Origin of the sequence: Pseudomonas sp. lyk4-R2A-10 (assembly GCF_030209075.1) — a bacterium.
Classification (GTDB): domain Bacteria; phylum Pseudomonadota; class Gammaproteobacteria; order Pseudomonadales; family Pseudomonadaceae; genus Aquipseudomonas; species Aquipseudomonas glycinae.
In genome coordinates, this window is record NZ_JARVSR010000002.1 from 1 (window position 1) to 25,183 (window position 25,183).

Annotated in this window: 29 protein-coding genes; 18 read left to right on the forward strand and 11 right to left on the reverse strand. The window is 60.4% G+C overall.

Annotated features, from left to right (window positions below; all coding sequences use genetic code 11):
- Positions 1-181: 181 nt before the first annotated feature.
- Together QRN46_RS02215 and QRN46_RS02220 are read right to left on the reverse strand one after the other, a co-directional pair.
- The gene (locus tag QRN46_RS02215) at positions 182-1,402 is read right to left on the reverse strand and encodes a CaiB/BaiF CoA transferase family protein (RefSeq protein ID WP_011331835.1); all 1,221 of its coding nucleotides are present in this window, start codon (positions 1,400-1,402) and stop codon (positions 182-184) included.
- Positions 1,403-1,415: 13 nt separating this feature from the next.
- On the reverse strand, positions 1,416-2,597 hold the full coding sequence (locus QRN46_RS02220; RefSeq protein ID WP_064379316.1) for an acyl-CoA dehydrogenase: 1,182 nt from the start codon (positions 2,595-2,597) through the stop codon (positions 1,416-1,418).
- Between the two features lie 158 nt (positions 2,598-2,755).
- Here QRN46_RS02220 and QRN46_RS02225 point away from each other — a divergent pair, with 158 nt between their 5' ends.
- From QRN46_RS02225 to QRN46_RS02270, 10 genes are all read left to right on the forward strand, one after another.
- Positions 2,756-3,655, forward strand: a complete 900-nt coding sequence (locus QRN46_RS02225; RefSeq protein ID WP_201819601.1) for a LysR family transcriptional regulator — start codon at positions 2,756-2,758, stop codon at positions 3,653-3,655.
- A 434-nt stretch (positions 3,656-4,089) separates the two neighbouring features.
- On the forward strand, positions 4,090-5,211 hold the full coding sequence (locus QRN46_RS02230; protein WP_011331831.1) for a Re/Si-specific NAD(P)(+) transhydrogenase subunit alpha: 1,122 nt from the start codon (positions 4,090-4,092) through the stop codon (positions 5,209-5,211).
- Between the two features lie 15 nt (positions 5,212-5,226).
- Positions 5,227-5,547, forward strand: coding sequence for an NAD(P) transhydrogenase subunit alpha part 2 (locus tag QRN46_RS02235; protein WP_003220416.1), 321 nt, complete (start codon positions 5,227-5,229; stop codon positions 5,545-5,547).
- Positions 5,547-6,980: an NAD(P)(+) transhydrogenase (Re/Si-specific) subunit beta gene (locus QRN46_RS02240; RefSeq protein WP_011331830.1), complete on the forward strand. Its 1,434-nt coding sequence runs from the start codon at positions 5,547-5,549 to the stop codon at positions 6,978-6,980. The genes QRN46_RS02235 and QRN46_RS02240 overlap by 1 nt, the downstream gene beginning before the upstream one ends.
- Before the next feature lie 214 nt (positions 6,981-7,194).
- Positions 7,195-8,688: a succinyl-CoA:acetate CoA-transferase ScpC gene (scpC, locus tag QRN46_RS02245; protein WP_011331829.1), complete on the forward strand. Its 1,494-nt coding sequence runs from the start codon at positions 7,195-7,197 to the stop codon at positions 8,686-8,688.
- Between the two features lie 321 nt (positions 8,689-9,009).
- Positions 9,010-9,225, forward strand: a complete 216-nt coding sequence (locus QRN46_RS02250; RefSeq protein ID WP_011331828.1) for a DUF1127 domain-containing protein — start codon at positions 9,010-9,012, stop codon at positions 9,223-9,225.
- Between the two features lie 333 nt (positions 9,226-9,558).
- Complete coding sequence (locus QRN46_RS02255) at positions 9,559-9,876, forward strand: DUF2388 domain-containing protein (RefSeq protein ID WP_007953908.1); 318 nt, start codon at positions 9,559-9,561, stop codon at positions 9,874-9,876.
- A gap of 107 nt (positions 9,877-9,983) precedes the next feature.
- Positions 9,984-10,292: a DUF2388 domain-containing protein gene (locus tag QRN46_RS02260; RefSeq protein WP_011331827.1), complete on the forward strand. Its 309-nt coding sequence runs from the start codon at positions 9,984-9,986 to the stop codon at positions 10,290-10,292.
- 27 nt (positions 10,293-10,319) lie between these two features.
- Entirely contained in the window at positions 10,320-10,640 is a 321-nt protein-coding gene (locus tag QRN46_RS02265) for a DUF2388 domain-containing protein (protein ID WP_011331826.1), read from the forward strand.
- On the forward strand, positions 10,637-12,598 hold the full coding sequence (locus tag QRN46_RS02270) for a DUF7844 domain-containing protein (RefSeq protein WP_201819607.1): 1,962 nt from the start codon (positions 10,637-10,639) through the stop codon (positions 12,596-12,598). Before QRN46_RS02265 ends, QRN46_RS02270 begins: the two co-directional genes overlap by 4 nt.
- A gap of 70 nt (positions 12,599-12,668) precedes the next feature.
- On the opposite strand, the gene QRN46_RS02275 is transcribed toward QRN46_RS02270, so the two are convergent.
- The 3 genes from QRN46_RS02275 to trpB all read right to left on the reverse strand — a co-directional run bounded on the left by QRN46_RS02275 (position 12,669) and on the right by trpB (position 15,279).
- Complete coding sequence (locus tag QRN46_RS02275; protein ID WP_011331824.1) at positions 12,669-13,112, reverse strand: anti-virulence regulator CigR family protein; 444 nt, start codon at positions 13,110-13,112, stop codon at positions 12,669-12,671.
- A gap of 122 nt (positions 13,113-13,234) precedes the next feature.
- Positions 13,235-14,047: a tryptophan synthase subunit alpha gene (trpA, locus tag QRN46_RS02280; RefSeq protein ID WP_011331823.1), complete on the reverse strand. Its 813-nt coding sequence runs from the start codon at positions 14,045-14,047 to the stop codon at positions 13,235-13,237.
- The gene (gene trpB / locus QRN46_RS02285) at positions 14,047-15,279 is read right to left on the reverse strand and encodes a tryptophan synthase subunit beta (protein ID WP_011331822.1); all 1,233 of its coding nucleotides are present in this window, start codon (positions 15,277-15,279) and stop codon (positions 14,047-14,049) included. Before trpB ends, trpA begins: the two co-directional genes overlap by 1 nt.
- A 112-nt stretch (positions 15,280-15,391) precedes the next feature.
- Here trpB and QRN46_RS02290 point away from each other — a divergent pair, with 112 nt between their 5' ends.
- Positions 15,392-16,309: a LysR family transcriptional regulator gene (locus QRN46_RS02290; RefSeq protein ID WP_221615859.1), complete on the forward strand. Its 918-nt coding sequence runs from the start codon at positions 15,392-15,394 to the stop codon at positions 16,307-16,309.
- On the opposite strand, the gene QRN46_RS02295 is transcribed toward QRN46_RS02290, so the two are convergent.
- Positions 16,282-16,608: an ElaB/YgaM/YqjD family protein gene (locus tag QRN46_RS02295; RefSeq protein ID WP_011331820.1), complete on the reverse strand. Its 327-nt coding sequence runs from the start codon at positions 16,606-16,608 to the stop codon at positions 16,282-16,284. The two genes, QRN46_RS02290 and QRN46_RS02295, sit on opposite strands and share 28 nt — an antisense overlap.
- 156 nt (positions 16,609-16,764) lie before the next feature.
- Here QRN46_RS02295 and QRN46_RS02300 point away from each other — a divergent pair, with 156 nt between their 5' ends.
- Both QRN46_RS02300 and QRN46_RS02305 read left to right on the forward strand, forming a co-directional pair.
- Positions 16,765-16,980 (forward strand): dodecin, encoded by a 216-nt coding sequence (locus tag QRN46_RS02300; protein WP_005783406.1) that lies wholly within the window; start codon positions 16,765-16,767, stop codon positions 16,978-16,980.
- Positions 16,981-17,108: 128 nt separating this feature from the next.
- Positions 17,109-17,333, forward strand: a complete 225-nt coding sequence (locus QRN46_RS02305; RefSeq protein ID WP_221615858.1) for a DUF1161 domain-containing protein — start codon at positions 17,109-17,111, stop codon at positions 17,331-17,333.
- Between the two features lie 61 nt (positions 17,334-17,394).
- On the opposite strand, the gene QRN46_RS02310 is transcribed toward QRN46_RS02305, so the two are convergent.
- Positions 17,395-18,396 (reverse strand): LLM class flavin-dependent oxidoreductase, encoded by a 1,002-nt coding sequence (locus QRN46_RS02310; protein WP_039764807.1) that lies wholly within the window; start codon positions 18,394-18,396, stop codon positions 17,395-17,397.
- A gap of 243 nt (positions 18,397-18,639) precedes the next feature.
- Here QRN46_RS02310 and QRN46_RS02315 point away from each other — a divergent pair, with 243 nt between their 5' ends.
- Positions 18,640-19,071, forward strand: coding sequence for an OsmC family protein (locus tag QRN46_RS02315; RefSeq protein WP_011331817.1), 432 nt, complete (start codon positions 18,640-18,642; stop codon positions 19,069-19,071).
- 112 nt (positions 19,072-19,183) lie between these two features.
- Positions 19,184-19,423 (forward strand): DUF1161 domain-containing protein, encoded by a 240-nt coding sequence (locus tag QRN46_RS02320; protein WP_221615857.1) that lies wholly within the window; start codon positions 19,184-19,186, stop codon positions 19,421-19,423.
- 6 nt (positions 19,424-19,429) lie between these two features.
- Here QRN46_RS02320 and QRN46_RS02325 read toward each other — a convergent pair whose 3' ends face one another.
- Both QRN46_RS02325 and QRN46_RS02330 read right to left on the reverse strand, forming a co-directional pair.
- Complete coding sequence (locus QRN46_RS02325; RefSeq protein WP_011331816.1) at positions 19,430-19,849, reverse strand: PA0061/PA0062 family lipoprotein; 420 nt, start codon at positions 19,847-19,849, stop codon at positions 19,430-19,432.
- Between the two features lie 40 nt (positions 19,850-19,889).
- Positions 19,890-20,312, reverse strand: a complete 423-nt coding sequence (locus QRN46_RS02330; RefSeq protein ID WP_011331815.1) for a PA0061/PA0062 family lipoprotein — start codon at positions 20,310-20,312, stop codon at positions 19,890-19,892.
- Positions 20,313-20,369: 57 nt separating this feature from the next.
- Here QRN46_RS02330 and QRN46_RS02335 point away from each other — a divergent pair, with 57 nt between their 5' ends.
- Positions 20,370-21,455 (forward strand): aminopeptidase, encoded by a 1,086-nt coding sequence (locus QRN46_RS02335; RefSeq protein ID WP_041475096.1) that lies wholly within the window; start codon positions 20,370-20,372, stop codon positions 21,453-21,455.
- 3 nt (positions 21,456-21,458) lie between these two features.
- Here QRN46_RS02335 and QRN46_RS02340 read toward each other — a convergent pair whose 3' ends face one another.
- Complete coding sequence (locus QRN46_RS02340) at positions 21,459-22,109, reverse strand: HAD family hydrolase (RefSeq protein ID WP_011331813.1); 651 nt, start codon at positions 22,107-22,109, stop codon at positions 21,459-21,461.
- Between the two features lie 28 nt (positions 22,110-22,137).
- Positions 22,138-22,683, reverse strand: coding sequence for a gamma carbonic anhydrase family protein (locus QRN46_RS02345; RefSeq protein WP_011331812.1), 546 nt, complete (start codon positions 22,681-22,683; stop codon positions 22,138-22,140).
- A gap of 62 nt (positions 22,684-22,745) precedes the next feature.
- On the opposite strand from QRN46_RS02345, the gene prlC reads away from it, so the two are divergent.
- Positions 22,746-24,824: an oligopeptidase A gene (gene prlC, locus QRN46_RS02350; protein WP_285354233.1), complete on the forward strand. Its 2,079-nt coding sequence runs from the start codon at positions 22,746-22,748 to the stop codon at positions 24,822-24,824.
- Positions 24,821-25,111 (forward strand): YheV family putative zinc ribbon protein, encoded by a 291-nt coding sequence (locus tag QRN46_RS02355; RefSeq protein WP_197869021.1) that lies wholly within the window; start codon positions 24,821-24,823, stop codon positions 25,109-25,111. The genes prlC and QRN46_RS02355 overlap by 4 nt, the downstream gene beginning before the upstream one ends.
- Positions 25,112-25,183: the final 72 nt, after the last annotated feature.

Sequence of the window (25,183 nt, forward strand, 5' to 3'; positions counted from 1 at the left end):
TGAATCTCAAGGAGTTTTCCGTTTCGACTGCGCCGGAAGTGGGGCGAATTATAGAGACTCAGAATCTGCCGTCAACCCTTAATTTCGCTTTTCTTTCAATAAGTTGCGGACAGGCCAAAAAACACTCAAGACCCTCTATATAAAAGAAGGATTCAGCACCCCTTCTTTATAGAGAGAACTTTCAGAGCACTCCATCCTCTTTCATCGCAGCCACTGCTCCAGCTCCAAGACCCAGCACCCGCTGCAAAACCTCCAACGTATGCTCGCCCAACAAAGGAGGCGCATGGCGATACTCAACAGGCGTCCGCGACAACCTAATCGGACTGGCCACCTGCGGCACCATCCCCGCCAGCGCGTGAGGCAGCTCAATCGCCAACCCGCGAGACTTCACCTGTGGATCCTCGAACACCTGTGACAGATCATTGATCGGTCCACACGGTACACCCGCCTGCTCCAGCTGAGCCACCCACTCAGCGGTCGTCTTGAAGACTGTTGCCTGACGGATCAACGGAATTAGAACAGCCCGGTTCGCCACTCGCAGCTTATTAGTCGCAAAACGCGGATCGTCCGCCCACTGCGGCTGCCCCGCCACTTCGGCAAATTTACGGAACTGCCCGTCGTTGCCCACCGTGAGAATGAAGTCGCCGTCAGCCGTAGGAAAATCCTGATACGGCACGATGTTCGGATGCGCATTCCCCAGCCGCTTCGGCGCAGTGCCCGTCGTCAGGTAATTCATCGCCTGGTTGGCCAGACATGCCACCTGTACATCCAGCAGCGCCATGTCGATATGTTGCCCACCGCCATCGTGATCACGATGAGCCAGCGCCGCCAGGATCGCCACGGTCGAATACAGGCCCGTCAGGATATCGGTCAGCGCCACACCCACTTTCACCGGCCCGGCCCCCTCATCACCCTCGGGTCGCCCGGTCAGACTCATGAGCCCGCCGAGACCCTGAATCATGAAGTCATAACCCGCACGCTTGGCATACGGTCCGGTTTGACCGAAACCGGTGATCGAGCAATAGATCAGATCTGGATTGATTGCCTTCAGCGACTCGTAATCCAGGCCGTAAGCCGCCAGGCCACCCACCTTGAAGTTCTCGATCAGGATGTCGGACTTGGCTGCCAGCTCCCGAACCAGCTTCTGACCTTCGGGACGCGTGAAGTCGATCGTCACCGATTGCTTGTTGCGGTTGGCCGACAAGTAGTAAGCCGCCTCGCTGGTGTTCTCGCCATAGGCGTCTTTAAGGAAGGGCGGCCCCCAGGCGCGAGTGTCGTCACCATTACCCGGGCGCTCGACCTTGATCACTTCCGCCCCAAGATCAGCCAGAATCTGACCAGCCCATGGGCCGGCCAGCACTCGCGATAAATCCAGTACCCGTAGATGCGACAGCGCGCCCATGGTCGCTCTCCTGTTAATAGAACGCCTGCAGGCCGGTCTGCGCACGACCGAGGATCAGCGCGTGAACGTCGTGAGTACCTTCATAGGTATTCACCACTTCCAGGTTGACCAGGTGACGGGCCACACCGAACTCATCAGAGATCCCGTTGCCGCCCAACATGTCACGCGCCATGCGGGCGATCTCGAGAGACTTGCCGCAAGAGTTGCGCTTCATGATGGATGTGATTTCAACCGCAGCAGTGCCTTCGTCCTTCATGCGACCCAGACGCAGACAGCCTTGCAGTGCCAAAGTGATCTCGGTCTGCATGTCAGCCAGCTTCTTCTGGATCAACTGAGTGGCAGCCAACGGACGACCGAACTGCTGACGATCCAGGGTGTACTGGCGAGCGGTGTGCCAGCAGAACTCGGCAGCACCCAGCGCCCCCCAGGAGATGCCATAACGTGCGGAGTTGAGGCAGGTGAACGGACCTTTCAGTCCACGCACATCCGGGAAGATGTTCTCTTCCGGCACGAACACATTGTCCATGACAATTTCGCCGGTGATCGAAGCCCGCAGGCCGACCTTGCCGTGAATCGCCGGAGCGCTCAGGCCTTTCCAGCCCTTCTCCAGAACGAAACCACGGATGTCGCCGGCATCGTCTTTGGCCCAGACCACGAACACATCGGCGATCGGGCTGTTGGTGATCCACATCTTGGCGCCGGTCAGGCTGTAGCCGCCTTCCACTTTGCGTGCACGCGTAATCATCGCGCCCGGGTCGGAACCGTGGTTCGGCTCGGTCAGACCGAAGCAGCCAATCCACTCGCCGGAAGCCAGCTTCGGCAGGTACTTCTGTTTCTGTGCTTCGGTACCGAATTCGTTGATCGGCACCATCACCAGCGAAGACTGCACGCTCATCATCGAACGGTAGCCAGAGTCGACACGCTCGACCTCACGGGCAATCAGGCCATAGCTGACGTAGTTGAGGCCGCTGCCACCGTACTGTTCGGGGATGGTCGCGCCCAACAGGCCAACCTCACCCATCTCACGGAAGATCGCCGGATCGGTCTTCTCATGGCGGAAGGCTTCGAGAACGCGCGGCGCGAGGCTCTGCTGGGCGAATTGCTCGGCAGTGTCGCGGATCATGCGTTCTTCTTCAGTCAGCTGTTGATCCAGCAGCAGGGGATCGATCCAGTTGAAGCTAGCTTTGCCGCCCATGAGTGAGTCCTCGCAAATCGGGTGAATTAACGTGGCATTGATCCTAGGCCCGCTTCGCCATCCCGGCAAACGAGGTTTTCGCATCCTGTTGTGCTAATTTCTCACTCCGAAACGTCGCGAAATGCCGATTGAGCGATGTATTAGTGAGGTTGACGTACATGCGCCGCAAGATACCCAGCACCACCGCCCTGATCAGCTTCGAAGCCGCCGCCCGTCACGAGAGCTTTACCAAGGCCGCCGAAGAACTTTCCCTCACTCAAGGCGCCATTTGCCGACAGATTGCCAGCCTGGAGGACTTCCTCAGCGTCGAACTCTTCCGACGCTCGCGTCGCGGAGTGAAGCTGACCGAAGCAGGTCTTTCTTACAGCCGTCGAGTAGCGACCCAGCTTGATGCCGTTGAGCGTGACACCCTGTCGGTCATGGGCCAGCAAGGTACCAACGTGATCGAACTCGCTGTGGTGCCCACCTTCGGCACGCAATGGCTACTGCCAAGGCTCAAGGATTTCCAGCTCAAGCACCCCGAGGTTACGGTCAACCTGACCAACCGCACCCGCCCGTTCCTGTTTGCCGACACTGACTTCGATGCCGCCATCTATTTTGGCGATGCCGACTGGTCCGGTACCGAATCCCACAGGTTGATGGGCGAGAATCCGATGCCGATATGCAGTCCCGCCCTGCTCGGCAACAAGACGCATCTGACACCTGATGAGATCGCCGATCTGCCGCTGCTCCAGCAAACCACCCGCCCCTACGCCTGGCGACAGTGGTTCAACTCGCAACACCTGAACATACCCCGCGACATGACAGGTCCGCGCTACGAGCTATTCTCCATGCTGGCCCAGGCCGCCATGCACGACATGGGCCTCGCGCTGATCCCACCGTTCCTGATTCAGCGCGAACTGGCCGAGAAACGCCTGGTCATTGCCAACCCGAACGCGCTCTCCAGCATCAAGGCGTATTACTTGATGATTCCGGAGCGAAAAGTCGAATCAGCGTCACTCAAGGCTTTTCGCGATTGGTTAGTGAGCCAGGCACACAGCTACAACCTAGAAGAATAAAGGGCTACAGCGATTGCTAACCCCGTAGTCAGGAAATCCAAAGCCCTACAGATATAACTATTTGTCGCAAATAGACAGACTGTATCCGAAAGTCGTACAGACGTCCCACAAGCGCCTGCCGACGTGGCTTTGCGCCCTCATTCGCGACTCATTGCGGCCTATTCACGTCACCGATGAGAAAAATCTTCAAATTCATCCAGACTCCTTGAAAGGCACGGCCTGCAAGGGATTCAACTGGCCATCTGCGACATTCGGTCACGGGATGACTTGTAGTTAATTTTCCGTCACCCGTCATAATCCCTTGAAGGGCATAAACTTCGCCTGCAAAATGCCGCGCCCCGCCCTGATTTGGCGGGATCGTGCTGATCGGCCGCCCCAGTCGCACCATCCGTAGTGCATGGGTTTACTCAATAAGATCACGCAGGAGATTTGACGTGCACATTGGTGTTCCTCTCGAAACCCAGACCGGTGAAACACGGGTTGCTGCAACCCCGGAAACCATTAAAAAGCTGATCAGCCAAGGTCATAAGGTCACTGTGCAAACCGGCGCCGGCGTTAAAGCCAGCGTTGTCGACAGTGCCTATGAAGCGGCAGGCGCAACCATTGGCAGTGCCAATGACGCGTTTGGCGCCGAGCTGATTCTCAAAGTGGTCGCGCCAAGCGATGCCGAACTGACGCTGATCAAGCGCGGAACGGTGCTGGTGGGCATGCTCAACCCATTCAACAACGACACCATCGCAAAGATGGCCGAGTGCGGGATTACCGCGTTTGCCCTGGAAGCGGCGCCACGTACCTCCCGGGCCCAGAGCCTCGACGTGCTGTCATCCCAGGCGAACATTGCCGGCTATAAGGCCGTGCTGCTGGCCGCTCATTACTATCCGCGCTTCATGCCGATGCTGATGACTGCTGCGGGCACCGTGAAAGCGGCGCGCGTGCTGATTCTGGGGGCTGGTGTGGCCGGGTTGCAGGCGATTGCCACGGCGAAACGTCTGGGTGCCGTCATCGAAGCGTCCGACGTACGTCCGGCCGTGAAGGAACAGATCGAATCCCTCGGCGCCAAGTTCGTCGACGTGCCTTACGAAACCGATGAAGAACGCGAATGCGCGGTCGGCGTCGGCGGTTACGCACGCCCGATGCCGGCGAGCTGGATGCAGCGTCAGGCCCAAGCCGTGCACGAGCGCGCCAAGCAGGCTGACATCGTCATCACCACCGCACTGATACCGGGCCGCAAGGCACCGACGCTGTTGAGCGCGGACACCGTGGCGCAGATGAAACCCGGCTCGGTGGTCATCGACCTCGCTGCAGCCCAGGGTGGCAACTGCCCGCTGACCGTGGCCGATCAGGTCGTGATCGAGAACGGCGTGACCATCGTCGGCCCGACCAACCTCGCCGGTGAAGTCGCCGCAGACGCCTCGGCGCTGTATGCACGCAACCTGCTGGACTTCCTGAAGCTGGTCTTCACCAAAGAAGGCCAGTTCGAAGTAAACCTCGAAGACGATATCGTCGCCGCGTGCCTGATGTGCCGCGACGGCCAAGTCATCCGCAAAAACGCCTAAGCAGGGATTCAGACGATGGAAGAGCTTATCTCCCCCGGTATCTACAACCTGATCATCTTCGTGCTGGCGATTTATGTCGGTTACCACGTGGTCTGGAACGTTACACCCGCGCTGCACACGCCGCTGATGGCAGTAACCAACGCCATTTCGGCGATCGTGATCGTCGGCGCCATGCTCGCGGCTGCACTGACCGTCACCCCGCTGGGCAAGACCATGGGCACCCTCGCCGTGGCACTGGCCGCGGTCAATGTGTTCGGTGGCTTCCTGGTCACCCGCCGCATGCTTGAGATGTTCAAGAAGAAAGCCCCGAAAGCAAAAGAAGAGGCGCCTAAGTAATGAGCATGAACCTCGTCACGACGCTCTACCTGATCGCATCGATCTGCTTCATCCAGGCCCTCAAAGGCCTGTCGCACCCGACCACGTCGCGCCGCGGCAACCTGTTCGGCATGCTCGGCATGGCGCTGGCAATCATCACCACGATCGGCCTCATCTATAAGCTGGGCGCTGAGCTGGCGACCGCAGGCATCGGTTATGTAATCGTCGGCCTGCTGATCGGCGGCACCGCCGGTTCGATCATGGCCAAGCGCGTTGAAATGACCAAGATGCCGGAACTGGTTGCGTTCATGCACAGCATGATCGGCCTGGCAGCGGTGTTCATCGCCATTGCGGCCGTGGTCGAGCCGCAGTCGCTGGGCATCGTCAAGCAACTGGGCGACTCGATCCCGGCGGGTAACCGTCTGGAGCTGTTCCTCGGCGCAGCCATCGGTGCAATCACCTTCTCCGGTTCGGTGATCGCTTTCGGCAAGCTGTCGGGCAAGTACAAGTTCCGTCTGTTCCAGGGTGCACCGGTACAGTTCAGCGGTCAGCACAAGCTGAACGCGGTACTGGGTCTGGCGACGCTGATCCTCGGCGTCACTTTCATGCTGACCGGCAACCTCGCCGCGTTCGCACTGATGCTGGCCCTGGCGTTCGTCATGGGCGTGCTGATCATCATCCCGATCGGCGGCGCCGACATGCCAGTGGTGGTGTCGATGCTCAACAGCTATTCCGGCTGGGCGGCGGCGGGTATCGGCTTCTCGCTGAACAACTCGATGCTGATCATTGCAGGTTCGCTGGTGGGTTCGAGCGGTGCGATCCTCTCGTACATCATGTGCAAGGCGATGAACCGTTCCTTCTTTAATGTACTGCTCGGCGGTTTCGGCAATACAGCAGACGCCGGTCCTGCCGGCGAGAAAGAAGCCCGTCCGGTGAAATCCGGTTCGGCTGACGACGCGACTTTCCTGCTGACCAACGCTGACACCGTGATCATCGTTCCGGGTTACGGCCTGGCGGTGGCTCGCGCGCAGCATGCCCTGAAAGAGCTGACCGAGAAGCTGACCCACCACGGCGTGACCGTGAAGTACGCGATCCACCCGGTGGCCGGTCGGATGCCTGGCCACATGAACGTACTGTTGGCCGAGGCCGAAGTGCCGTACGACCAGGTGTTCGAAATGGAAGACATCAACTCCGAGTTCGGCCAGGCCGACGTGGTGCTGGTGCTCGGCGCCAACGACGTGGTCAACCCGGCCGCCAAGAACGATCCGAAATCGCCGATTGCCGGCATGCCGATCCTCGAAGCGTTCAAGGCCAAGACCATCATCGTCAACAAGCGCTCGATGGCCAGCGGCTATGCCGGCCTGGACAACGAACTGTTCTATCTGGACAAGACCATGATGGTGTTCGGCGACGCGAAAAAAGTCATCGAAGACATGGTCAAAGCGGTCGAGTAACCCTCGCCGGCAACACCGAACGCCCCGACTTGTCGGGGCGTTTTTGTTTGCGCAAACCGTCGGACAATTTGCCGCGTTGTTGCAGATCCAGTAACGGTGTTTTACTTGAAACCCGCTAAATAGACGCCTCGTTTGCGACCTTGGTAGCGGGACAGGCGCTCGCGAAATTCACTAGACTGCGCATCCTGCTACTCGCTGCCCGAGAAAATAATCCATGTACCGTGACCGTATTCGCCTGCCTTCGTTGTTGGATAAAGTGATGAGCGCCGCCGACGCCGCTGCGCTGATTGAGGACGGCATGACCGTCGGCATGAGCGGCTTCACCCGCGCTGGCGAAGCCAAGGCCGTGCCCCATGCGCTGGCCGAGCGAGCCAAGGTCACGCCGCTGAAGATCAGCCTGATGACCGGCGCCAGCCTGGGCAACGATCTCGACAAGCAACTGACCGAGGCCGGCGTCCTGTCCCGGCGCATGCCGTTCCAGGTCGACAGCACCCTGCGCAAGGCGATCAACGCCGGCGAAGTGATGTTCATCGACCAGCACCTGTCGGAAACCGTCGAGCAACTGCGCAACCAGCAACTGAAACTGCCAGACATCGCCGTGATCGAGGCCGTGGCCATCACCGAACAGGGCCATATCGTGCCGACCACTTCGGTGGGCAACTCGGCGAGCTTCGCGATCTTCGCCAAACACGTGATCGTCGAGATCAACCTGGCGCACAACGCTAACCTGGAAGGTCTGCATGACATCTATATTCCAACCTATCGTCCGACCCGCACCCCGATCCCGCTGGTAAAAGTCGACGATCGCATCGGCAGCACCGCGATCCCGATCCCGCCGGAGAAAATCGTCGCCATCGTCATTACCCAGCAGTCGGACTCGCCGTCCACCGTGTCATCGCCGGATGTCGATACCAAAGCCATCGCCGATCACCTGATCACCTTCCTCAAGCAGGAAGTCGATGCCGGGCGCATGACCAACAAGCTCGGCCCACTGCAGGCCGGGATCGGCAACATTGCCAACGCGGTGATGTGCGGCCTGATCGATTCGCCGTTCGAAGAACTGACCATGTATTCCGAAGTGCTGCAGGACTCGACCTTCGACCTGATTGATGCGGGCAAACTGAGCTTCGCCTCGGGCAGTTCGATCACCCTTTCGGAGCGGCGCAACAGCGACGTGTTCGGCAATCTGGAGAAGTACAAGGACAAGCTGGTACTGCGTCCCCAGGAAATCTCCAACCACCCTGAAGTGGTGCGACGCCTGGGTATCATCGGCATCAACACGGCCCTTGAGTTCGACATCTATGGCAACGTCAACTCCACCCACGTCTGCGGCACGCGGATGATGAACGGCATCGGCGGCTCGGGCGACTTCGCGCGCAACGCACACCTGGCGGTGTTCGTGACCAAGTCGATCGCCAAGGGCGGCGCGATTTCCAGCGTGGTGCCGATGGTCAGCCACGTCGACCACACCGAGCATGACGTCGACATCCTGGTGACCGAGGTGGGCCTGGCCGACCTGCGCGGCCTGGCGCCACGGGAACGCGCCCGGGTCATCATCGATAATTGCGTGCACCCGGATTACCGCTCGGCGCTGAACGATTACTTCGAAAAAGCCTGTGCGATCGGCGGCCACACCCCGCACATCCTGCGTGACGCCCTGAGCTGGCACATCAATCTGGAAGAAACCGGACGCATGCTGGCGGTGTAATCCGCACAGATTTTCCGCTGGCGCAAACACAGTTTCGTCAGCGGAATTTTGAAAACCGCCGCAGCCGTCAAAAACTGTACTGCTGTACCGGTCGTTTCCTACGGCTTTTACCTACTTGAATCATCGAACTGGGTAAAAATGCACCAAATAAGCGCAGACAGGTACAGTTTGCGCAATTTCGACCCGTACACCCCCTATAAACAGTTAACTGGTCACTCACAATACAGGTGAACTGTATCTAGAGAGTCTGGCCAAACGAGAGGATCATGGGCACCAGTTAAACCACTACCTAATCCCGCCACAAGCGGAAGGATGTCAACCATGGAACGTACACTCAGTTCCGAACTGTTTTTCGAAGACAAAGCTGTAAAAACCCAGGCTTCCCTGCCTCTGCGCGTTATCGCCAACCTGATGTTGTGGCAGCGCCGCATCTCCAGCCGCCACCAATTGGCTCGTCTGGATTCGCGTCTGCTGGCCGATGCCGGTATCAGCGAAGCACAACGCTACGAAGAGCTGAGCAAGCCGTTCTGGCGCTAATCAGCGTCGCTGGCTCTGGTCGCTAGACCCACCGCCAGCAACCCGAATTGAACACACAAGACCCGTCGCGGGAAACCGCGACGGGTCTTGTCGTTTCAGGGCAGAAAAATCTGAATATCCAGCCCGAAACACCAGACAGGTACAGTTTCCTAAAAATAGATTAATAACAAGTACAGTTACGCAAAATGTGTTCAGGCCAGCATCCTGACCACTGTGCGGATTCCCCACGGAGGCCTAAGATCCATGCAGAACGTGGCGAATGCTGTGCGACTGGCGTCTGACCTTCAGACACCGAGCCACCTCTCAATACGGTTTATCCACAGGAGTTCTCCCATGTCCCGTCTTCGTCTGCTCAGCGCCGCAGCCCTGCTGGCCGTCGCTGCCAACGCCAGCGCCACCAGCTTCATCGTGACCACCGACGCCGTGGTTGGCGCGCTGAAGTCCTCTTCCGATGCCACTTCCGATGTCACCTCGTCCTTCCGTGACGACAAGATCGTGCTCGCTGCCCGTGACGACGCTGCCAGCTTCGTAGCCAGCGAAGGCGAAATCCGTGGCGTGAAACTGGAGAGCGCTCTGGATCACATCCGTCATCAGGCTCCGCAACTGAACGCGACCGACGCACAGTTGGCCCAAGCCATCCTGACGATCTAAGCGACAGAAACATCGCGGGGCACGCCGGTCGTGTCCCGATGTTTCGGCGCTGGCTCTAGTCCGGGCATTGCGCTAGCCTTGGGACTCGCCAACAACTGCCGAGTCTCATGCGTTTTCTTACAAATCTGCTTATCCCCTCTGTACTGATCACCGCCTGCTGGGTTCCTCTGGCAGACGCCTTCGATGTGTCCACGCAGAACACCGTTGTCAGCGTCTGGGCCACCGGCATGGTGTCTTCCGCGCCGTTCGACCGTAAACTGATCGTCGCCGCGCACGACGATGCCGCAGCGTTCGTTGCCAGTGACGGCCAGATGCGCGGCGCACAGCTCGAATCCGCCCTGCATTACCTGCGCAAGAGCCGGCCAAAACTTCATGTCAGCGACCTTGAACTGGCACAGGCAATTCTCGTCCAATAGTCATCCCTGTCCTTTCGGAGTCGTTCCATGCGTAGCCCGCTGATTGCTGCCACCCTTGGCCTGCTGTTGTTGGCCGATATGGCCCAGGCGCACACCCTGGTAGCCACCAGTAACATCATCGTCCGCGCCTCCCAGCGCACCATCGATTTCACTTCCGACACCACTACGTCGATTCGCGATTCGAAAATCATCCGCGAAGCCCACGACGACGCTGCCAGTTTCGTGGCCAGCGACGGTGATATCCGTGGTGCAAACCTGGAAGCGGCCTTCAATACCTTGCGCACCCGCGTGCCGGAAGCCCGCGACGCCAGTGATCAGGTACTCGCCGAAGCCATCCTCGCACTGTGAGGTCACTCGGCGCCTGGCTGCTGGCCGGGGCGTTGTTGCTGCTTGGCAACAGCGCCCACGCCGGCCTGCAATTGCGGCTCAAGACCGATGGCTTGAGCCCCGCCCAACAACAGGCCAGCCAGGCGCTGCTCGATGAAGCCATGCAGGCATTGCCGCCGAGCTTCATCGAACGCCTGGACCGGCGCATCGATGTCGGCTGGACCGACGACATGCCCGGCAACGCCTATGGTCAGGCGACGCTCGTCTCCGAGCTGGACCTGAACCGCAAACTGCTCGCCAGCCTCACCGATGGCAGCGCGGCCACTCAAAAAACCAATCGCCCCCACGGCACTGTACGCCGGGAACTGCTGGCCACGGTGCTGCACGAAATCACCCACATTTACGATCGCGCGCGCTTGTGGCCGGCGGCCGAACGCACGCTGATCCAGCGCTGTACCCGCCGCAACAACAGCGCCGGGCTGATCGGCATTCCCGATGAGTGCCGCGGCCAGAACGGTCGCCGCTTCACCCTCAGCGATGATCCACGCCTGCTCGACCTCGCCGGCTGGCAGCAATACGTCGGCCGTCGTGGCGAACGTGAACAGCACAACCGGCAGATCGCCCGCAGCCCCGACCTCTACGAAATCTCCAGCCCGAAGGAGTTTGTCGCGGTCAACATGGAGTATTTCCTCCTCGACCCGAGCTACGCCTGCCGCCGCCCGGCGCTGTATCGCTATTACCAGCAGCACTTCGGCTGGGCACCGCCGGCCAAGGATGCGTGCGCCAAAACCTTCGCCTTCCTTAACGCCGGCAACGACTTTGCCAAACAGCCCCTGGGCCAGGTCGATCCGGAGCGCGTGTACGCGGTGGATTACCTGTTGGCCGAAGCCAACCAGAACTGGGTCAGCCGTTGGGGCCACAGCATGCTGCGTCTGGTGATCTGCGCACCGGGCCGACCGCGCGGGCCGGACTGCCGACTGGATCTGGACCAGCATCTGGTGCTGTCATACCGCGCCTTCGTCGGCGACGTGCAGTTGTCGAGCTGGGACGGGCTGGTCGGCAAGTACCCGTCGCGCCTATTCGTGTTGCCGCTGGCGCAGGTGATCGACGAATACACCAAGACCGAACTGCGCAGCCTCGCTTCGGTCCCGCTGAATCTCTCGCGCAGCGAAATCGAGGGCGTGGTCGAACACGCCGCCGAAATGCACTGGAGCTACGACGGCAATTACTTCTTCCTCTCCAATAACTGTGCGGTCGAAGGCCTGAAGCTGCTGCGCAGCGGCAGCAACAACGCCCGGCTCACCGGCCTCGACAGCATCATGCCCAACGGTTTGCTGGAAGTGCTGAAGGGCCGAGGCCTGGCCGACACCAGCGTGCTTGATGATCCGAAAGAGGCGTTGCGCCTGGGTTATCGCTTCGACTCGTTCCGTGATCGTTATCAGGCGATGTTCGATGTGTTGAAGAAGCAATTGCCGATCAAGCAGACAACCGTTGAAGAATGGCTTTCGCTGTCCGCCGAAGAGCGTCGCCCATGGTTCGAACGGGCTGACCTGCGCACCAGCGCCGCGCTGCTATTGCTGGAGCAAGCCAGCTTTCGCCGCCAACTGTTGCTGGCTCAGGATGAGGTCAAGCAACGCTACCTCGGCGCCCGGGAGCTGGAGAACGGTGGCATGGACAAGGCCAACGCGACCTTGCAGCAGATCCTCGCCAACAGCGGCTTCCTCAGCCGACCGGCAGAACTGCTCGACTCCCGAGGTTATGGCCTGCCGCAACCAAGCGAATTCAGCCGACTGGAAGCAGAAAGCAGCCAGCGCCAGAAACAATTGCTGGCCCTGACCGGCGATCTCGATAAGGAAGTACGCGCATTGCTCGAGCCCAAACGAGCAGCCGAAATTGCGGCCAGCGAGGCCAACGTAAAACAGATCGGCGAACATCTGCGCAAACTGCACAAAGCCTCGGGCGGACTGGAACTGCCCTGAAAAAAACAAAGGCCCTGAAAACAAAAGACCGCAGCCGGTAAAGGCTGCGGTCTTTTTTATTGCCTGACGATCAGTACAGAACGCCATCCAGCACTTCGTAAACGATCCCAGTGCCCACCGCGATCAGCACGATGTCACCGCCGGCGCGACGCCATTCATAACCCGGGTAATACGGCAGGCGACTCAACGCCCGATTATCCAGCCGCTCGCCGTAATAGCCATGGGGCAGCGGTCGGCCACGTACCAGGTGGATGCCTGGAGGGGGCGGCGCACCACGAACGAAGTAGCCATGATTGTCACGGATCACCTGACGCACCGGGCCGAAGTCCCGAGGCGGCGGGCCGCCGCGATGGTTGCTTTGCCAATCATGGTGATCACCACCGCGATTGTCGTAGTGGCCCTGCTGCGGGCCGCCGTGGTCGTGATCGTCGCGCGGATCGGCGCTGGCCAGCAGCGGCGCTGCGCTGATCATCAGCACGCCCAGACTGGCAATCAGACGTTTCGGCATTTTCATCGGATCTTTCCTCATTGCACTGACAGCAAAAAGGGGTTCAGAACCTGGCTCTGAACCCCTCGGTCTTGCTCAATTAGTCTGTGCCGCGAGGCCCTAATTCCTCTGTATCAGGAACTTTACCTTCAGCTGACGCGAGCCTTACGCACGCCTTCGGACAGCGCCGAGCACAGGCTCAGCACGCCGTCGATGGCCTGGTCCGGTGTGGTCGCGTTGGCGATGTGATCGATCAGTGCCGAACCCACCACCACACCGTCGGCCAGACGCGCAATGGACGCGGCCTGCTCCGGCGTGCGGATACCAAAACCGATGCTGATCGGCAGATCGGTATGACGACGCAGACGCGCCACCGCTTCTTCGACGTGTTCCAGAGTCGCCGCGCCGGCACCGGTCACACCGGCAACCGACACGTAGTAAACGAACCCGGAGCTGCCATTCAGCACTTTCGGCAGACGCGCATCATCGGTGGTCGGCGTGGTCAAACGGATGAAGTCGATGCCCGCCGCCTGGGCCGGGTCGCACAGCTCCGAGTTGTGCTCCGGAGGCATGTCGACCACGATCAGGCCGTCGACGCCAGCCTCTTTGGCCTCGGCGATGAAGCGCTCGACGCCGAACTTGTGGATCGGGTTGAAGTAACCCATCAGCACCAGCGGAGTGTCGCTGTTGCCTTCACGGAACTCGCGAACCATTTGCAGGGTTTTCGTCAGATTCTGCTTGGCGCCCAAGGCACGGATGTTCGCCAGCTGAATCGCCGGGCCGTCGGCCATCGGGTCGGTGAACGGCATGCCCAGTTCGATCACGTCGGCACCGGCTTTCGGCAGGCCTTTGAGGATCGCCAGCGAGGTGTCGTAGTCCGGGTCGCCAGCGGTGACGAAGGTCACCAGGGCGGCGCGGTTCTGTTCCTTGAGTTCGGCAAAGCGGGTTTGCAGGCGGCTCATCAGTGTTTCTCCTGCTTGGAAGTTTCCATGTGGTGCATGACGGTCTGCATGTCTTTGTCGCCGCGACCGGACAGGTTGACCACCATCAGGTGATCCTTCGGCAGTTTCGGTGCGCGTTTGAATACTTCGGCCAGGGCGTGGGCGCTTTCCAGTGCCGGGATGATCCCTTCCAGGCGGCAGCACTGGTGGAATGCGGCGAGGGCTTCGTCGTCGGTCACCGAGGTGTACTGGACGCGGCCGATGTCATGCAACCACGCGTGCTCAGGGCCGATGCCCGGATAGTCGAGGCCGGCGGAAATCGAGTGGGCGTCGATGATCTGACCATCGTCGTCCTGCAGCAGGAAGGTGCGGTTGCCGTGCAGCACACCCGGTACACCGCCGTTGAGGCTGGCCGCGTGCTTGCCGGTCTCGATGCCGTAACCGGCGGCTTCGACACCGATGATTTCAACGCTCTTGTCGTCGAGGAACGGGTGGAACAGGCCCATGGCATTGGAGCCGCCACCGATGCACGCCACCAGGCTGTCCGGCAGGCGGCCTTCCTGGGCTTGCAGCTGATCGCGGGTTTCCTTGCCGATCACCGCCTGGAAGTCGCGAACCATGGCTGGATAAGGGTGCGGACCGGCCACGGTGCCGATCAGGTAGAAGGTGCTGTCGACATTGGTCACCCAGTCACGCAGCGCTTCGTTCATTGCGTCTTTCAGGGTGCCGGTGCCGGCGACCACCGGGATCACCTCGGCGCCCAGCAGCTTCATGCGGAACACATTGGCCTGTTGGCGTTCGATGTCAGTGGTGCCCATGTAGATCACGCAGTCCAGACCGAAACGCGCAGCCACGGTGGCGGTGGCCACGCCGTGCATGCCGGCGCCGGTCTCGGCGATGATGCGTTTTTTGCCCATGCGCCGCGCCAGCAGGATCTGGCCGATGCAGTTGTTGATCTTGTGCGCGCCGGTGTGGTTCAGCTCTTCGCGCTTGAGGTAGATCTTGGCGCCACCGCAGAACTCGGTCAGGCGCTCGGCGAAATACAGCGGGCTCGGACGTCCGACATAGTCACGCTGGAAGTAGGCCAATTCTTCTTTGAACGCCGGATCTTCCTTGGCCGCTTCGTATTCGCGGGCCAGGTCGAGGATCAACGGCATCAGGGTTTCGGCAACGTAACGGCCGCCGAACGAGCCAAACAGGCCGTTGGCGTCAGGGCCGTTACGCAGATCGGAGTTGTTCGAAGTCTGGGTCATGGTTCGCTCCAGCGGATTTCACGAGAAGACAATGGCGTTCACTGTACCCCTGACCTTCCAGGCTGAAAACCGATAAGATCGCCACAACCTGTCAGGAAAACTCACAGATATCATGAGCCATGACCTTCCCCCGCTGAACGCCCTGCGCGCCTTCGAAGCCACCGCCCGCCTGAACAGCGTGAGCCAGGCTGCGGAGCAACTGCACGTCACCCACGGCGCGGTCAGCCGCCAGCTCAAGGTGCTGGAAGAGCATCTCGGTGTCAGTCTTTTCGTCAAGGACGGTCGTGGCCTGAAACTCACAGATGCCGGCATTCGCCTGCGCGATGCCAGCGGCGAGGCGTTCGACCGCTTGCGCAGCGTTTGCGCCGAACTGACCCAAAGCACCGCCGACGCGCCGTTCGTGCTCGGTTGCTCCGGCAGCCTGCTGGCGCGCTGGTTCATTCCGCGACTGGGACGCTTGAATGCCGATCTGCCGGACTTGCGTCTGCACCTGTCAGCCGGCGAAGGCGATCTCGATCCACGACGCCCGGGGCTGGATGCATTGCTGCTGTTCGCCGAGCCGCCATGGCCGGCAGACATGCAAGTCTATGAGCTGGCCAGCGAGCGGATCGGCCCGGTCATGAGCCCGCTGTTCAGCGGCTACCAGCGCCTGCAATCAGCACCGCCCATCGCCCTGCTCGACGAACCCTTGCTGCACACGACTTCACGCCCGCAAGCCTGGCCGAGCTGGGCGCAGCAGAGCGGCCTCGACGCCAAGGCGTTGAAACTGGGGCAAGGTTTCGAACACTTGTATTACTTGCTGGAAGCGGCCGTCGCCGGCTTGGGCGTGGCAATCGCGCCAGAACCGCTGGTGACCGAAGACTTGAAGGCCGGACGCCTGGTTGCGCCGTGGGGTTTCAGTGAAACCTCGGCGCAACTGGCGTTGTGGCTACCCAAGCGCGCCGCAGACGGACGCGCCCGGCAATTGGCGCAGTGGCTCAGAAACGAGCTGCGCCAGGCGGATCACTCGCCGCGCTTGAACAGCAAGTAAGCGGCCAGCAGACCCAGCGCACCGACCGCCACACCGGCAGTCGTCCACGGGTGTTCCTGCGCGTAATCGCGGGTGGCGATCCCGGTCTCGCGGGTTTTGACTTTGACTTCTTCGTAGGCATCGCTGAGCAGGCTGCGCGAATGTTTCAGCGCACTTTCGGCATTGCTTTTAAGCGCCTTGAGGGTCTTGCGCGACTCGTCAGAAGCGTCGTCCTTCAGGCTTTCCAACGACTTGAGCAGACTCTCGATCTCCGCTTCCATGCTTTGCAACGAGGCTTTGCGTAACGAGGTGTTGGCCATGGTGGCTCTCCTGCATTGGTGATGAGTGGCGTGTGTTGGTTGGGACTTCAGCGTTTCTGGAAAGTGCAGAAAATCTGAACTTCCTCTCGCCCGGATCGCCGAAATCAACACGGCAAATCGCTGCTAGGCTCAATTGCAAACGTCAAGGAGAACACCATGAGTGACCATCACACCTACAAGAAAGTCGAGCTGGTCGGTTCGTCCACCACCAGCATCGAAGACGCGATCAACAATGCGTTGGCCGAGGCCAACAAGAGCATCAAGCATCTGGAATGGTTCGAAGTGACCGAAACCCGCGGCCACATCAAGGACGGCAAGGCGGCGCACTTTCAAGTGACCCTGAAAGTAGGGTTCCGGATTGCCAGCAGCTGAGTTGGGTCTACGCTTCTGAACTTGCGCGCTGGCCGAGTGCCATAGGAATGGCAATGCGCTACGAGGTGAGCGCATCGAGCGAATGGCTCGATGCCCGCCTTAATTAATCCGACCAGGGAGTGCGACCGATGAAGAAGTTGATATTGGCAGTAGGTTTGTTGAGCCTTGCGGGTGGTGCGTTTGCTGCCGGCAAGCCTTGTGAAGAACTGAAGGCAGAAATTGCGGCCAAACTCGATGCCAAGGGCGTTTCCGGGTATTCGCTGGAGATCGTCGATAAAGGTGCTGCAGCTGGCGGCAGGGTCGTCGGCAAGTGCGAGGGCGGTGCGAAGGAAATCGTCTACAAGCGCGGCTGATCACGCCGGAAAAACAAAAGCCGACGCAATGCGTCGGCTTTTTTCTGAACGGCAATCGGGCTCAGCCCTTCATCACCTGCGCCAGCAGCTCGTAGGAGTGCAGACGGTCGGCGTGTTCGTACAGGTCGCAGGTGAAGATCAGCTCATCAGCCTGGGTCTGTTCGATCAGCACTTCGAGTTTCGCGCGGATTTTCTGCGGACTGCCGACCATCGCCAGACCGAGGAAATCCCCCACCGCCTCACGCTCGTGGGGCAACCACAGGCCGTCCATGGTTTTTACCGGCGGACGCTGCACCAGACTTTGCCCACGCATCAGCGCGAGGATTCGTTGGTACACCGAGGTCGCCAGGTAGTCGGCCTGTTCATCAGTGTCCGCGGCCACCAGCGGCACGCCGAGCATCACGTACGGCTTATCGAGTACCGCTGACGGCTTGAAGTGATTGCGGTAGACGCGAATCGCCTCGTGCATGAAGCGCGGAGCGAAATGCGAGGCGAAGGCGTAGGGCAAACCGCGCTCGCCGGCCAGTTGCGCACTGAACAGACTCGAGCCGAGCAGCCAGATCGGTACATTGGTGCCGGTGCCCGGCATCGCGATCACGCGCTGATCAGGGGTGCGCGGCCCGAGAAAGCGCGCCAGTTCAGCCACGTCTTCCGGGAAATCATCGGCGCTGCCGGAGCGCTCGCGGCGCAGGGCACGGGCAGTCATCTGATCGGAACCCGGTGCACGGCCTAGGCCGAGGTCGATCCGACCCGGATAGAGGCTTTCAAGAGTGCCAAACTGCTCGGCGATCACCAGCGGCGCATGGTTGGGCAGCATCACGCCACCGGAGCCGACCCGGATGGTCGACGTGCCGCCGGCCAGATAGCCCAGCAACACCGAGGTGGCAGAACTGGCGATCCCATCCATGTTGTGGTGCTCGGCGACCCAGAACCGGGTGTAGCCGAACTTCTCGACGTGCTGTGCCAGATCCAGCGAGTTGCGCAGCGACTGGGCCGGGCTGCCGTTCTCGCGCACCGGCACCAGATCGAGGGTGGAAAACTTTACGTCGGACAGTTGCTTCATAAACCTGCATCTCCGATTGAGGGCGCAGGTGTGTTCTTGGCGAACGCAAACCTGCCCAATTCATAAGCGTGTTCTATGCAATGAGGGCATATACCCGAGTTTCAATAGCCGATCCGAAATTTCCTACTAAAAAAGTCAACGATTCACTTGGGCTGAACTTTGTTCCAACGTCTATCCTCAGAAGCCTTGCAGGCAAAAACCACGACGGCGCGGCGTTTCGCGCCCGAATTGAAGGAGGCACACATGGCTATCGTGAAGAAGGCATCCGCGCATTGGGAAGGTGACCTGAAAACCGGCATCGGCTCGATTTCCACCGAAACCGGCGTCCTGCGTGAAGCACCCTACGGCTTCAAGGCGCGCTTCGAAGGCGGCAAGGGTACCAATCCGGAAGAACTGATCGGCGCTGCCCATGCGGGCTGTTTCTCCATGGCGTTCTCGATGATTCTCGGTGACGCCGGGCTCAAGGCCGACAGCATCGACACTCAGGCTGAGGTCACTCTGGATCAGGTGGACGGCGGCTTTGCGATCACTGCAGTGAAACTGATTCTCAAGGCAAAAATTCCGGGAGCGACCCAGGCGCAGTTCGAGGAGCTGAGCAACAAGGCCAAGGAAGGTTGCCCGGTGTCCAAGGTGCTGAATGCGAAGATCAGCCTGGACGCTTCGCTAGTGAGTTAAGACGATTCAATCGCTTGAGCCGAATCAGAACCCGCCAGGCAAAAATGTGGTCGAATAAGTGACAGCAGCTTTCGCGCATCTTCATGCGCGCTGCTTAGATGGAGCTTCAACCATGAAACGTTTTGCCTTGGCGGTTATCTGTGGCGTGCTGGCAACGTCGGCCTTCGCAGCGCCCAAAGACTGCGAAGAACTCAAGCAAGAGATCGAAATCAAGATTCAGGCGAATGCCGTGCCCTCCTACACCCTGGAGATAGTCTCCAAAGAGGAGGCTGAAAAACACGACGTCGCCATGATCGTCGGCACCTGCGACTACGGCACCAAAGCCATCATCTATCAAAAGAACGACCGCTGATACGTCTCAGATGATGCAGTTGACTTCGCGATCCTCGGCGACGATTTCCCGCTTGTCGTTGTAAAGGCGGGCACTCGGGGTGAACGCCAGCGAGCGGCCTTCCAGCCTGTAACGCTGCCCTGCTTCGAAATGATCGTAGCGGATGGTCAGGTAGCACAGGCGCTCCACCGGGCCGGTCATCAGGCTGCCACCTCCCCCGAACACTTCAAAATCGAAGCGCACCCGCAACTCGTGGCTGCCGGGCGTTACCTGGAAGAAACGCCCGTCAGTCAGCCGCTGGTTGTCGAGACGCTCGGCCATCAGCAACTTACCGCCCGGGGACGGCGTGGAGAATTCGACCCAGGCCATGTTCGGATCGGCGGGGGGCAATGGTGTCTGGCAACCGGCGAGCAGGCCGGCGGCGAGCAACAGCATCAACGTGCGCATGATGAATGTCCGTGAGTTCGGACATCCAGCATAACGCCGATCAGGTTCGCTGGCAGCCTGCCGGCGTGCCCTGGCCCACCACGTTGCGTTGTTGATCGTAGAGTTTGGCCCACGGGCGGAAACCGATGCTTCCCGCCTGCAACTGATAACGCTGGCCGGCGTTGAAATCCTTGAATTTCACGCTCAACTGACAATCACGCCATAGCGGCTCGGCATCCGGGCCGATGTTGGTCGCCTCGACCGGAAATTGATAACGCACCCTCAGCTCATGGCTGCCGGGCTGCACTTCGAAGTAACGATGATCGACGGAAGCCTTGTTGTCGACTTCCAGCGCCTGGAGCGCCGTGTCCTGTTGCCGGGCATCCAGATCGATCCAGGCTTGCGAGGGGTCAGGGGTCGGCATTCCGAATCCGGCACAACCGGCCAGCGTCAGCACGCTTCCTGTCAGTATCAACATGCGCATAGCGGAGCTCCAATGGGCGGGATAGTCTTGGGCAGACTTTCCGGGGGATTTCTTATTTTGATCAGGCCGCTTCCAAGCCATGGGTTACTTGATCGCGTTTTGCGGGTTTTGTTTCCGGGTGTGATGATTTTGTTGCTCAACGGTTGCTCAAGCCTGAGCTATTACGGCCAGCTGGCCAGCGGTCAGCTGCAGCTTTTGCGGGCGCGGGAGCCGGTGGCCAAGGTGATCGCAGACCCGGCTCGCGATGCCAAGCTGCGCACTCACCTGGCCCAATCCCAGAAAGCCCGGGCCTTCGCCAGCGAACACCTGCACCTGCCGGACAACCAAAGCTATCGCCTTTACGCCGATATCGGTCGGCCGTTTGTCGTGTGGAATGTGTTCGCCACCCCGGAGTTTTCCCTGAGCCCGCAGAACCATTGCTTCCCGATTGCCGGTTGCGTGGCCTACCGCGGCTATTACAGCCAGAGCGCGGCGCGGGGCGAAGCTGCGATTCAGCGCCTGCAAGGCATGGACGTGTCGATCGGCGGCGTCGAGGCCTACTCGACCCTCGGCTGGTTCAACGACCCGATCCTCAATTCGATGATGGGCTGGGGCGACGAGCGTCTGGCGACGCTGATCTTCCATGAACTGGCCCACCAGCGTTTCTATGTGAAGGACGACACCGAGTTCAACGAGTCCTTCGCGACCTTCGTCGAGCAGGAAGGTACGCGGCAGTGGCGAGCGTTTCGCGGCTTGCCCCCGGAAAACGACTCGAAGCTCAAGCAGCGCGATCAATTCATTCAGTTGATCCTCGATACCCGTTCACGCCTTGAAAAACTCTATGCACAACCATTGGCGACAGCGCAGATGCGCGAACGCAAGGCGGCGGAGTTCGAACGGTTTCGACACGACTACCGAATGATGCGCGATGGCCAGTGGGCCGGAGACAAACGTTATGACGCCTGGGTCAATGCGCCGTTGAACAACGCACGGCTGTTGCCGTTCGGGCTATATGACCAATGGGTACCGGCGTTTGCGGCGTTGTTCGGGCAAGTGAAGGGAGATTGGCCGCAGTTTTATGCGCGGGTCGAACAGCTGGGTAAATTGCCGGCGGACAAGCGCAAGGCAGCACTGCGTGAGCTGGCTGCCCTTCGCCCGGATTGACGATCAGCGCTGCAAAAACGCCTGATGCAGCTCCGCCAGCGTCTCGAAGTGATACGCCGGTGCTTCAGCGCTCAGCTCTTCATGGCTGCCAAAACCGTAACCCACGGCCGCCGCGTCCAGACCGTTGCTGCGAGCACCGATCAGGTCGTGTTTGCGGTCACCGATCATCAACGTACTGGCCGGGTCCAGTCTTTCCTCGGCGATCAGGTGGGCAATCAGCTCGACCTTGTTGGTACGGGTGCCGTCCAGTTCGCTGCCGTAGATCACCTTGAAGTGTTTGGCGAAATCAAAGTGCCGGGCGATTTCCCGGGCGAACACCCAAGGCTTCGACGTCGCGATATACAACTGCCGGCCCTGGCTGCCCAGGGTTTCCAACAACGGCGTGACGCCGTCGAACACCCGGTTCTCGTACAGGCCGGTAACCTTGAAGCGCTCGCGGTAGTAATTCACCGCCTCCCAAGCCTTGGCTTCGTCGAAACCATAAAACTGCATGAACGCTTGCAACAGCGGCGGGCCGATGAAGTGTTCCAGTCTGGTCAGATCCGGCTCGTCGATGCCGAGTTTGCTCAAGGCGAACTGGATGGAACGGGTGATGCCCTCACGCGGGTCGGTGAGGGTGCCGTCAAGGTCGAACAGTACGGTCTGGTAATGCATGAAAAATCCCGGGCGGTAGAAAGAAAAGTCAGAGCTGGTCGTAGCCTTCAGCCAGATGCAGGTCCTTGAGCTTCACGTAGTTCGCCGCGCTGTAGGTGAAAAAGGCGTTTTCCTTGTCGGTCAGCTGGCGGATCTGTTTCACCGGACTGCCGACGTACAGAAAGCCGCTTTCCAGATGCTTGCCCGGTGGCACCAGGCTGCCGGCGCCGATGATCACGTCGTCCTCGACCACCGCGCCGTCCATGACGATGCTGCCCATGCCGATCAACACGCGGCTGCCGACGGTGCAGCCGTGCAGCATGACCTTGTGGGCGATGGTCACGTCATCGCCGATCAGGAGCGGGAAGCCGTCCGGGTTGAACGGGCCGGCGTGGGTAATGTGCAACACGCAGCCGTCCTGCACGCTGGTGCGCGCGCCGATACGGATGCGGTGCATGTCGCCACGGATCACGGTCAGCGGCCACACGGAGCTATCTTCGCCGATTTCGACGTCGCCGATCACCACCGCCGAGCCGTCGACAAAAGCGCCTTGGCCCAAGCGTGGGGTGTGATTCTGGTACTTGCGAAGGGACACGATTAGTTCTCTCTCTGTCGCCGATAGCTGCGGTGGGTGTCGATTGTAATTAAGATGGGCGCATGTTTCTTCCAGCCAAGGTGCCAACCGTGAGCGTGAACAACCCTCTTCTGCAGTCCTACGACCTGCCGCCGTTCTCCGCGATCCGTGCCGAACACGTGCAGCCGGCCATCGAAACCATCCTGGCCGACAACCGCGCCGCCATCGCCGAAATCCTCAAGACCCAAGGCCAGAACCCGACCTGGGCCGGGCTGGTGCTGGCGATGGACGAACTCAATGATCGCCTGGGCGCTGCCTGGAGTCCGGTCAGCCACCTCAATGCCGTGTGCAACAGCGCCGAACTGCGTGAAGCCTACGAGTCGTGCCTGCCGGCATTGAGCGCCTACTCCACCGAAATGGGCCAGAACCGCGAACTGTTCCAGGCCTATGAAGCCCTGGCCAACAGCCCGGCAGCCGCCGGTTTCGACGTGGCGCAAAAAACCATTCTGGAACACGCCCTGCGCGATTTCCGCCTGTCGGGCATCGACCTGCCGGAAGCCGAGCAGAAGCGCTACGCCGAAGTGCAGAGCAAGCTGTCCGAGCTGGGCAGCCGCTTCTCCAACCAGTTGCTCGACGCCACCCAGGCCTGGACCAAGCACCTGACTGACGAAGCCGCCCTCGCCGGCCTGACCGACTCGGCCAAGGCGCAGATGGCTGCTGCGGCACAGGCCAAAGGCCTCGACGGCTGGCTGATCACCCTGGAATTCCCGAGCTACTACGCGGTGATGACCTACGCCCAGGACCGTGCGCTGCGCGAAGAAGTCTACGCCGCCTACTGCACCCGTGCGTCGGATCAAGGCCCGAACGCCGGCCAGAACGACAATGGCCCGGTGATGGGCGAAATCCTCGACCTGCGTCAGGAACTGGCCAAACTGCTCGGTTTCTCCAGCTTCTCCGAACTGAGCCTGGCCACCAAAATGGCCGAGTCCAGTGATCAGGTGCTGAGCTTCCTGCGCGACCTGGCCAAGCGCAGCAAACCGTTCGCCGCCCAGGATCTGCAACAGCTCAAGGCTTACGCCGCCGAGCAGGGCTGCGCCGATCTGCAAAGCTGGGACAGCGGTTTCTACGGTGAAAAACTCCGTGAACAGCGTTACAGCGTCGCTCAGGAAACCCTGCGCGCGTACTTCCCGATCGACAAAGTGCTGGGTGGTCTGTTCACCATCGTTCAGCGCCTGTACGGCATCGAAATCGCCGAACTGAAAGGCTTCGACACCTGGCATCCGGACGTTCGCCTGTTCGAGATCAAGGAAAACGGTCAGCACGTCGGCCGCTTCTTCTTCGACCTCTACGCCCGCCCCAACAAGCGTGGCGGTGCCTGGATGGACGGCGCCCGCGACCGTCGTCGCACTGTCGACGGCGTGCTGCAAAGCCCGGTGGCCAATCTGGTGTGCAACTTCACCCCGGCCGACAGCGGCAAACCTGCACTGCTGACCCACGATGAAGTGACCACCCTGTTCCACGAATTCGGCCATGGCCTGCATCACCTGCTGACTCGCGTCGAGCATGCAGGCGTATCGGGCATCAACGGCGTGGCGTGGGACGCGGTCGAGCTGCCGAGCCAGTTCATGGAAAACTGGTGCTGGGAGCCGGAAGGCCTCGCGCTGATTTCCGGCCACTACGAAACCGGCGAGCCGCTGCCGCAGGATCTGCTGGAAAAAATGCTCGCGGCGAAGAACTTCCAGTCCGGCCTGATGATGGTGCGTCAGCTGGAGTTCTCGCTGTTCGACTTCGAACTGCACGCCACCCACGGTGACGGCCGCAGCGTCGCGCAAGTGCTGGAAGGCGTACGCAACGAAGTCTCGGTAATGCGACCTCCGGCCTACAACCGCTTCCCGAACAGCTTCGCGCACATCTTCGCCGGCGGTTACGCGGCGGGTTACTACAGCTACAAATGGGCGGAAGTGCTGTCGGCAGATGCCTTCTCCAAGTTCGAAGAAGACGGCGTGCTGAATGCCGACACCGGTCGCGCCTTCCGCGAAGCAATCCTCGCCCGCGGCGGCTCGCAGGAGCCGATGGTGCTGTTCGTCGACTTCCGTGGCCGTGAGCCATCGATTGACGCACTCTTGCGCCACAGCGGCCTGAGTGAGGACGCGGCAGCATGAGTGAGGCATCTGTGAAGACGAAAAAGCGCTTTATCGCCGGGGCGGTCTGCCCGGCGTGCAGCGAGCCGGACAAACTGATGATGTGGAGCGAGGACGATGTCCCGCACCGTGAATGCGTGGCGTGCGGCTACAGCGACACGCTCAATGCCCAAGGGCTGTCGGTACCGAAAGAACTGGGCACGCGGGTCAATACCAGCGCGCTCAAGCCGGCTCCGGACAAAACGGTTCAGGCGGTGCAGTTCTTCCCGAATCCGAAGCTGAAGAAAAAGCCCGACGAGCAGCACTGATCCAGAACCACCTTCCACGATTCGTCGGTGGAAGGTGGTATTGGCTTACCACCTGTCCCCCGCACTTGCTTC

Excerpts from the sequence above, each read along its gene's own strand:
- QRN46_RS02305 (WP_221615858.1), top strand. The coding sequence starts at position 17,109 with ATGAAGAAGTTGATATTGGCAGTAGGTTTGTTGAGCCTTGCGGGTGGT.
- QRN46_RS02295 (WP_011331820.1), bottom strand. The coding sequence starts at position 16,608 with ATGGCCAACACCTCGTTACGCAAAGCCTCGTTGCAAAGCATGGAAGCG.
- QRN46_RS02240 (WP_011331830.1), top strand. The coding sequence starts at position 5,547 with ATGAGCATGAACCTCGTCACGACGCTCTACCTGATCGCATCGATCTGC.
- QRN46_RS02325 (WP_011331816.1), bottom strand. The coding sequence starts at position 19,849 with ATGCGCACGTTGATGCTGTTGCTCGCCGCCGGCCTGCTCGCCGGTTGC.
- QRN46_RS02310 (WP_039764807.1), bottom strand. The coding sequence starts at position 18,396 with ATGAAGCAACTGTCCGACGTAAAGTTTTCCACCCTCGATCTGGTGCCG.
- QRN46_RS02300 (WP_005783406.1), top strand. The coding sequence starts at position 16,765 with ATGAGTGACCATCACACCTACAAGAAAGTCGAGCTGGTCGGTTCGTCC.
- QRN46_RS02250 (WP_011331828.1), top strand. The coding sequence starts at position 9,010 with ATGGAACGTACACTCAGTTCCGAACTGTTTTTCGAAGACAAAGCTGTA.
- QRN46_RS02320 (WP_221615857.1), top strand. The coding sequence starts at position 19,184 with ATGAAACGTTTTGCCTTGGCGGTTATCTGTGGCGTGCTGGCAACGTCG.
- QRN46_RS02215 (WP_011331835.1), bottom strand. The coding sequence starts at position 1,402 with ATGGGCGCGCTGTCGCATCTACGGGTACTGGATTTATCGCGAGTGCTG.
- QRN46_RS02340 (WP_011331813.1), bottom strand. The coding sequence starts at position 22,109 with ATGCATTACCAGACCGTACTGTTCGACCTTGACGGCACCCTCACCGAC.
- QRN46_RS02275 (WP_011331824.1), bottom strand. The coding sequence starts at position 13,112 with ATGAAAATGCCGAAACGTCTGATTGCCAGTCTGGGCGTGCTGATGATC.
- trpB (WP_011331822.1), bottom strand. The coding sequence starts at position 15,279 with ATGACCCAGACTTCGAACAACTCCGATCTGCGTAACGGCCCTGACGCC.
- QRN46_RS02255 (WP_007953908.1), top strand. The coding sequence starts at position 9,559 with ATGTCCCGTCTTCGTCTGCTCAGCGCCGCAGCCCTGCTGGCCGTCGCT.
- QRN46_RS02220 (WP_064379316.1), bottom strand. The coding sequence starts at position 2,597 with ATGGGCGGCAAAGCTAGCTTCAACTGGATCGATCCCCTGCTGCTGGAT.
- prlC (WP_285354233.1), top strand. The coding sequence starts at position 22,746 with ATGTTTCTTCCAGCCAAGGTGCCAACCGTGAGCGTGAACAACCCTCTT.
- QRN46_RS02225 (WP_201819601.1), top strand. The coding sequence starts at position 2,756 with ATGCGCCGCAAGATACCCAGCACCACCGCCCTGATCAGCTTCGAAGCC.
- scpC (WP_011331829.1), top strand. The coding sequence starts at position 7,195 with ATGTACCGTGACCGTATTCGCCTGCCTTCGTTGTTGGATAAAGTGATG.
- QRN46_RS02265 (WP_011331826.1), top strand. The coding sequence starts at position 10,320 with ATGCGTAGCCCGCTGATTGCTGCCACCCTTGGCCTGCTGTTGTTGGCC.
- QRN46_RS02315 (WP_011331817.1), top strand. The coding sequence starts at position 18,640 with ATGGCTATCGTGAAGAAGGCATCCGCGCATTGGGAAGGTGACCTGAAA.
- QRN46_RS02260 (WP_011331827.1), top strand. The coding sequence starts at position 9,984 with ATGCGTTTTCTTACAAATCTGCTTATCCCCTCTGTACTGATCACCGCC.
- QRN46_RS02235 (WP_003220416.1), top strand. The coding sequence starts at position 5,227 with ATGGAAGAGCTTATCTCCCCCGGTATCTACAACCTGATCATCTTCGTG.
- QRN46_RS02330 (WP_011331815.1), bottom strand. The coding sequence starts at position 20,312 with ATGCGCATGTTGATACTGACAGGAAGCGTGCTGACGCTGGCCGGTTGT.
- trpA (WP_011331823.1), bottom strand. The coding sequence starts at position 14,047 with ATGAGCCGCCTGCAAACCCGCTTTGCCGAACTCAAGGAACAGAACCGC.
- QRN46_RS02290 (WP_221615859.1), top strand. The coding sequence starts at position 15,392 with ATGAGCCATGACCTTCCCCCGCTGAACGCCCTGCGCGCCTTCGAAGCC.
- QRN46_RS02355 (WP_197869021.1), top strand. The coding sequence starts at position 24,821 with ATGAGTGAGGCATCTGTGAAGACGAAAAAGCGCTTTATCGCCGGGGCG.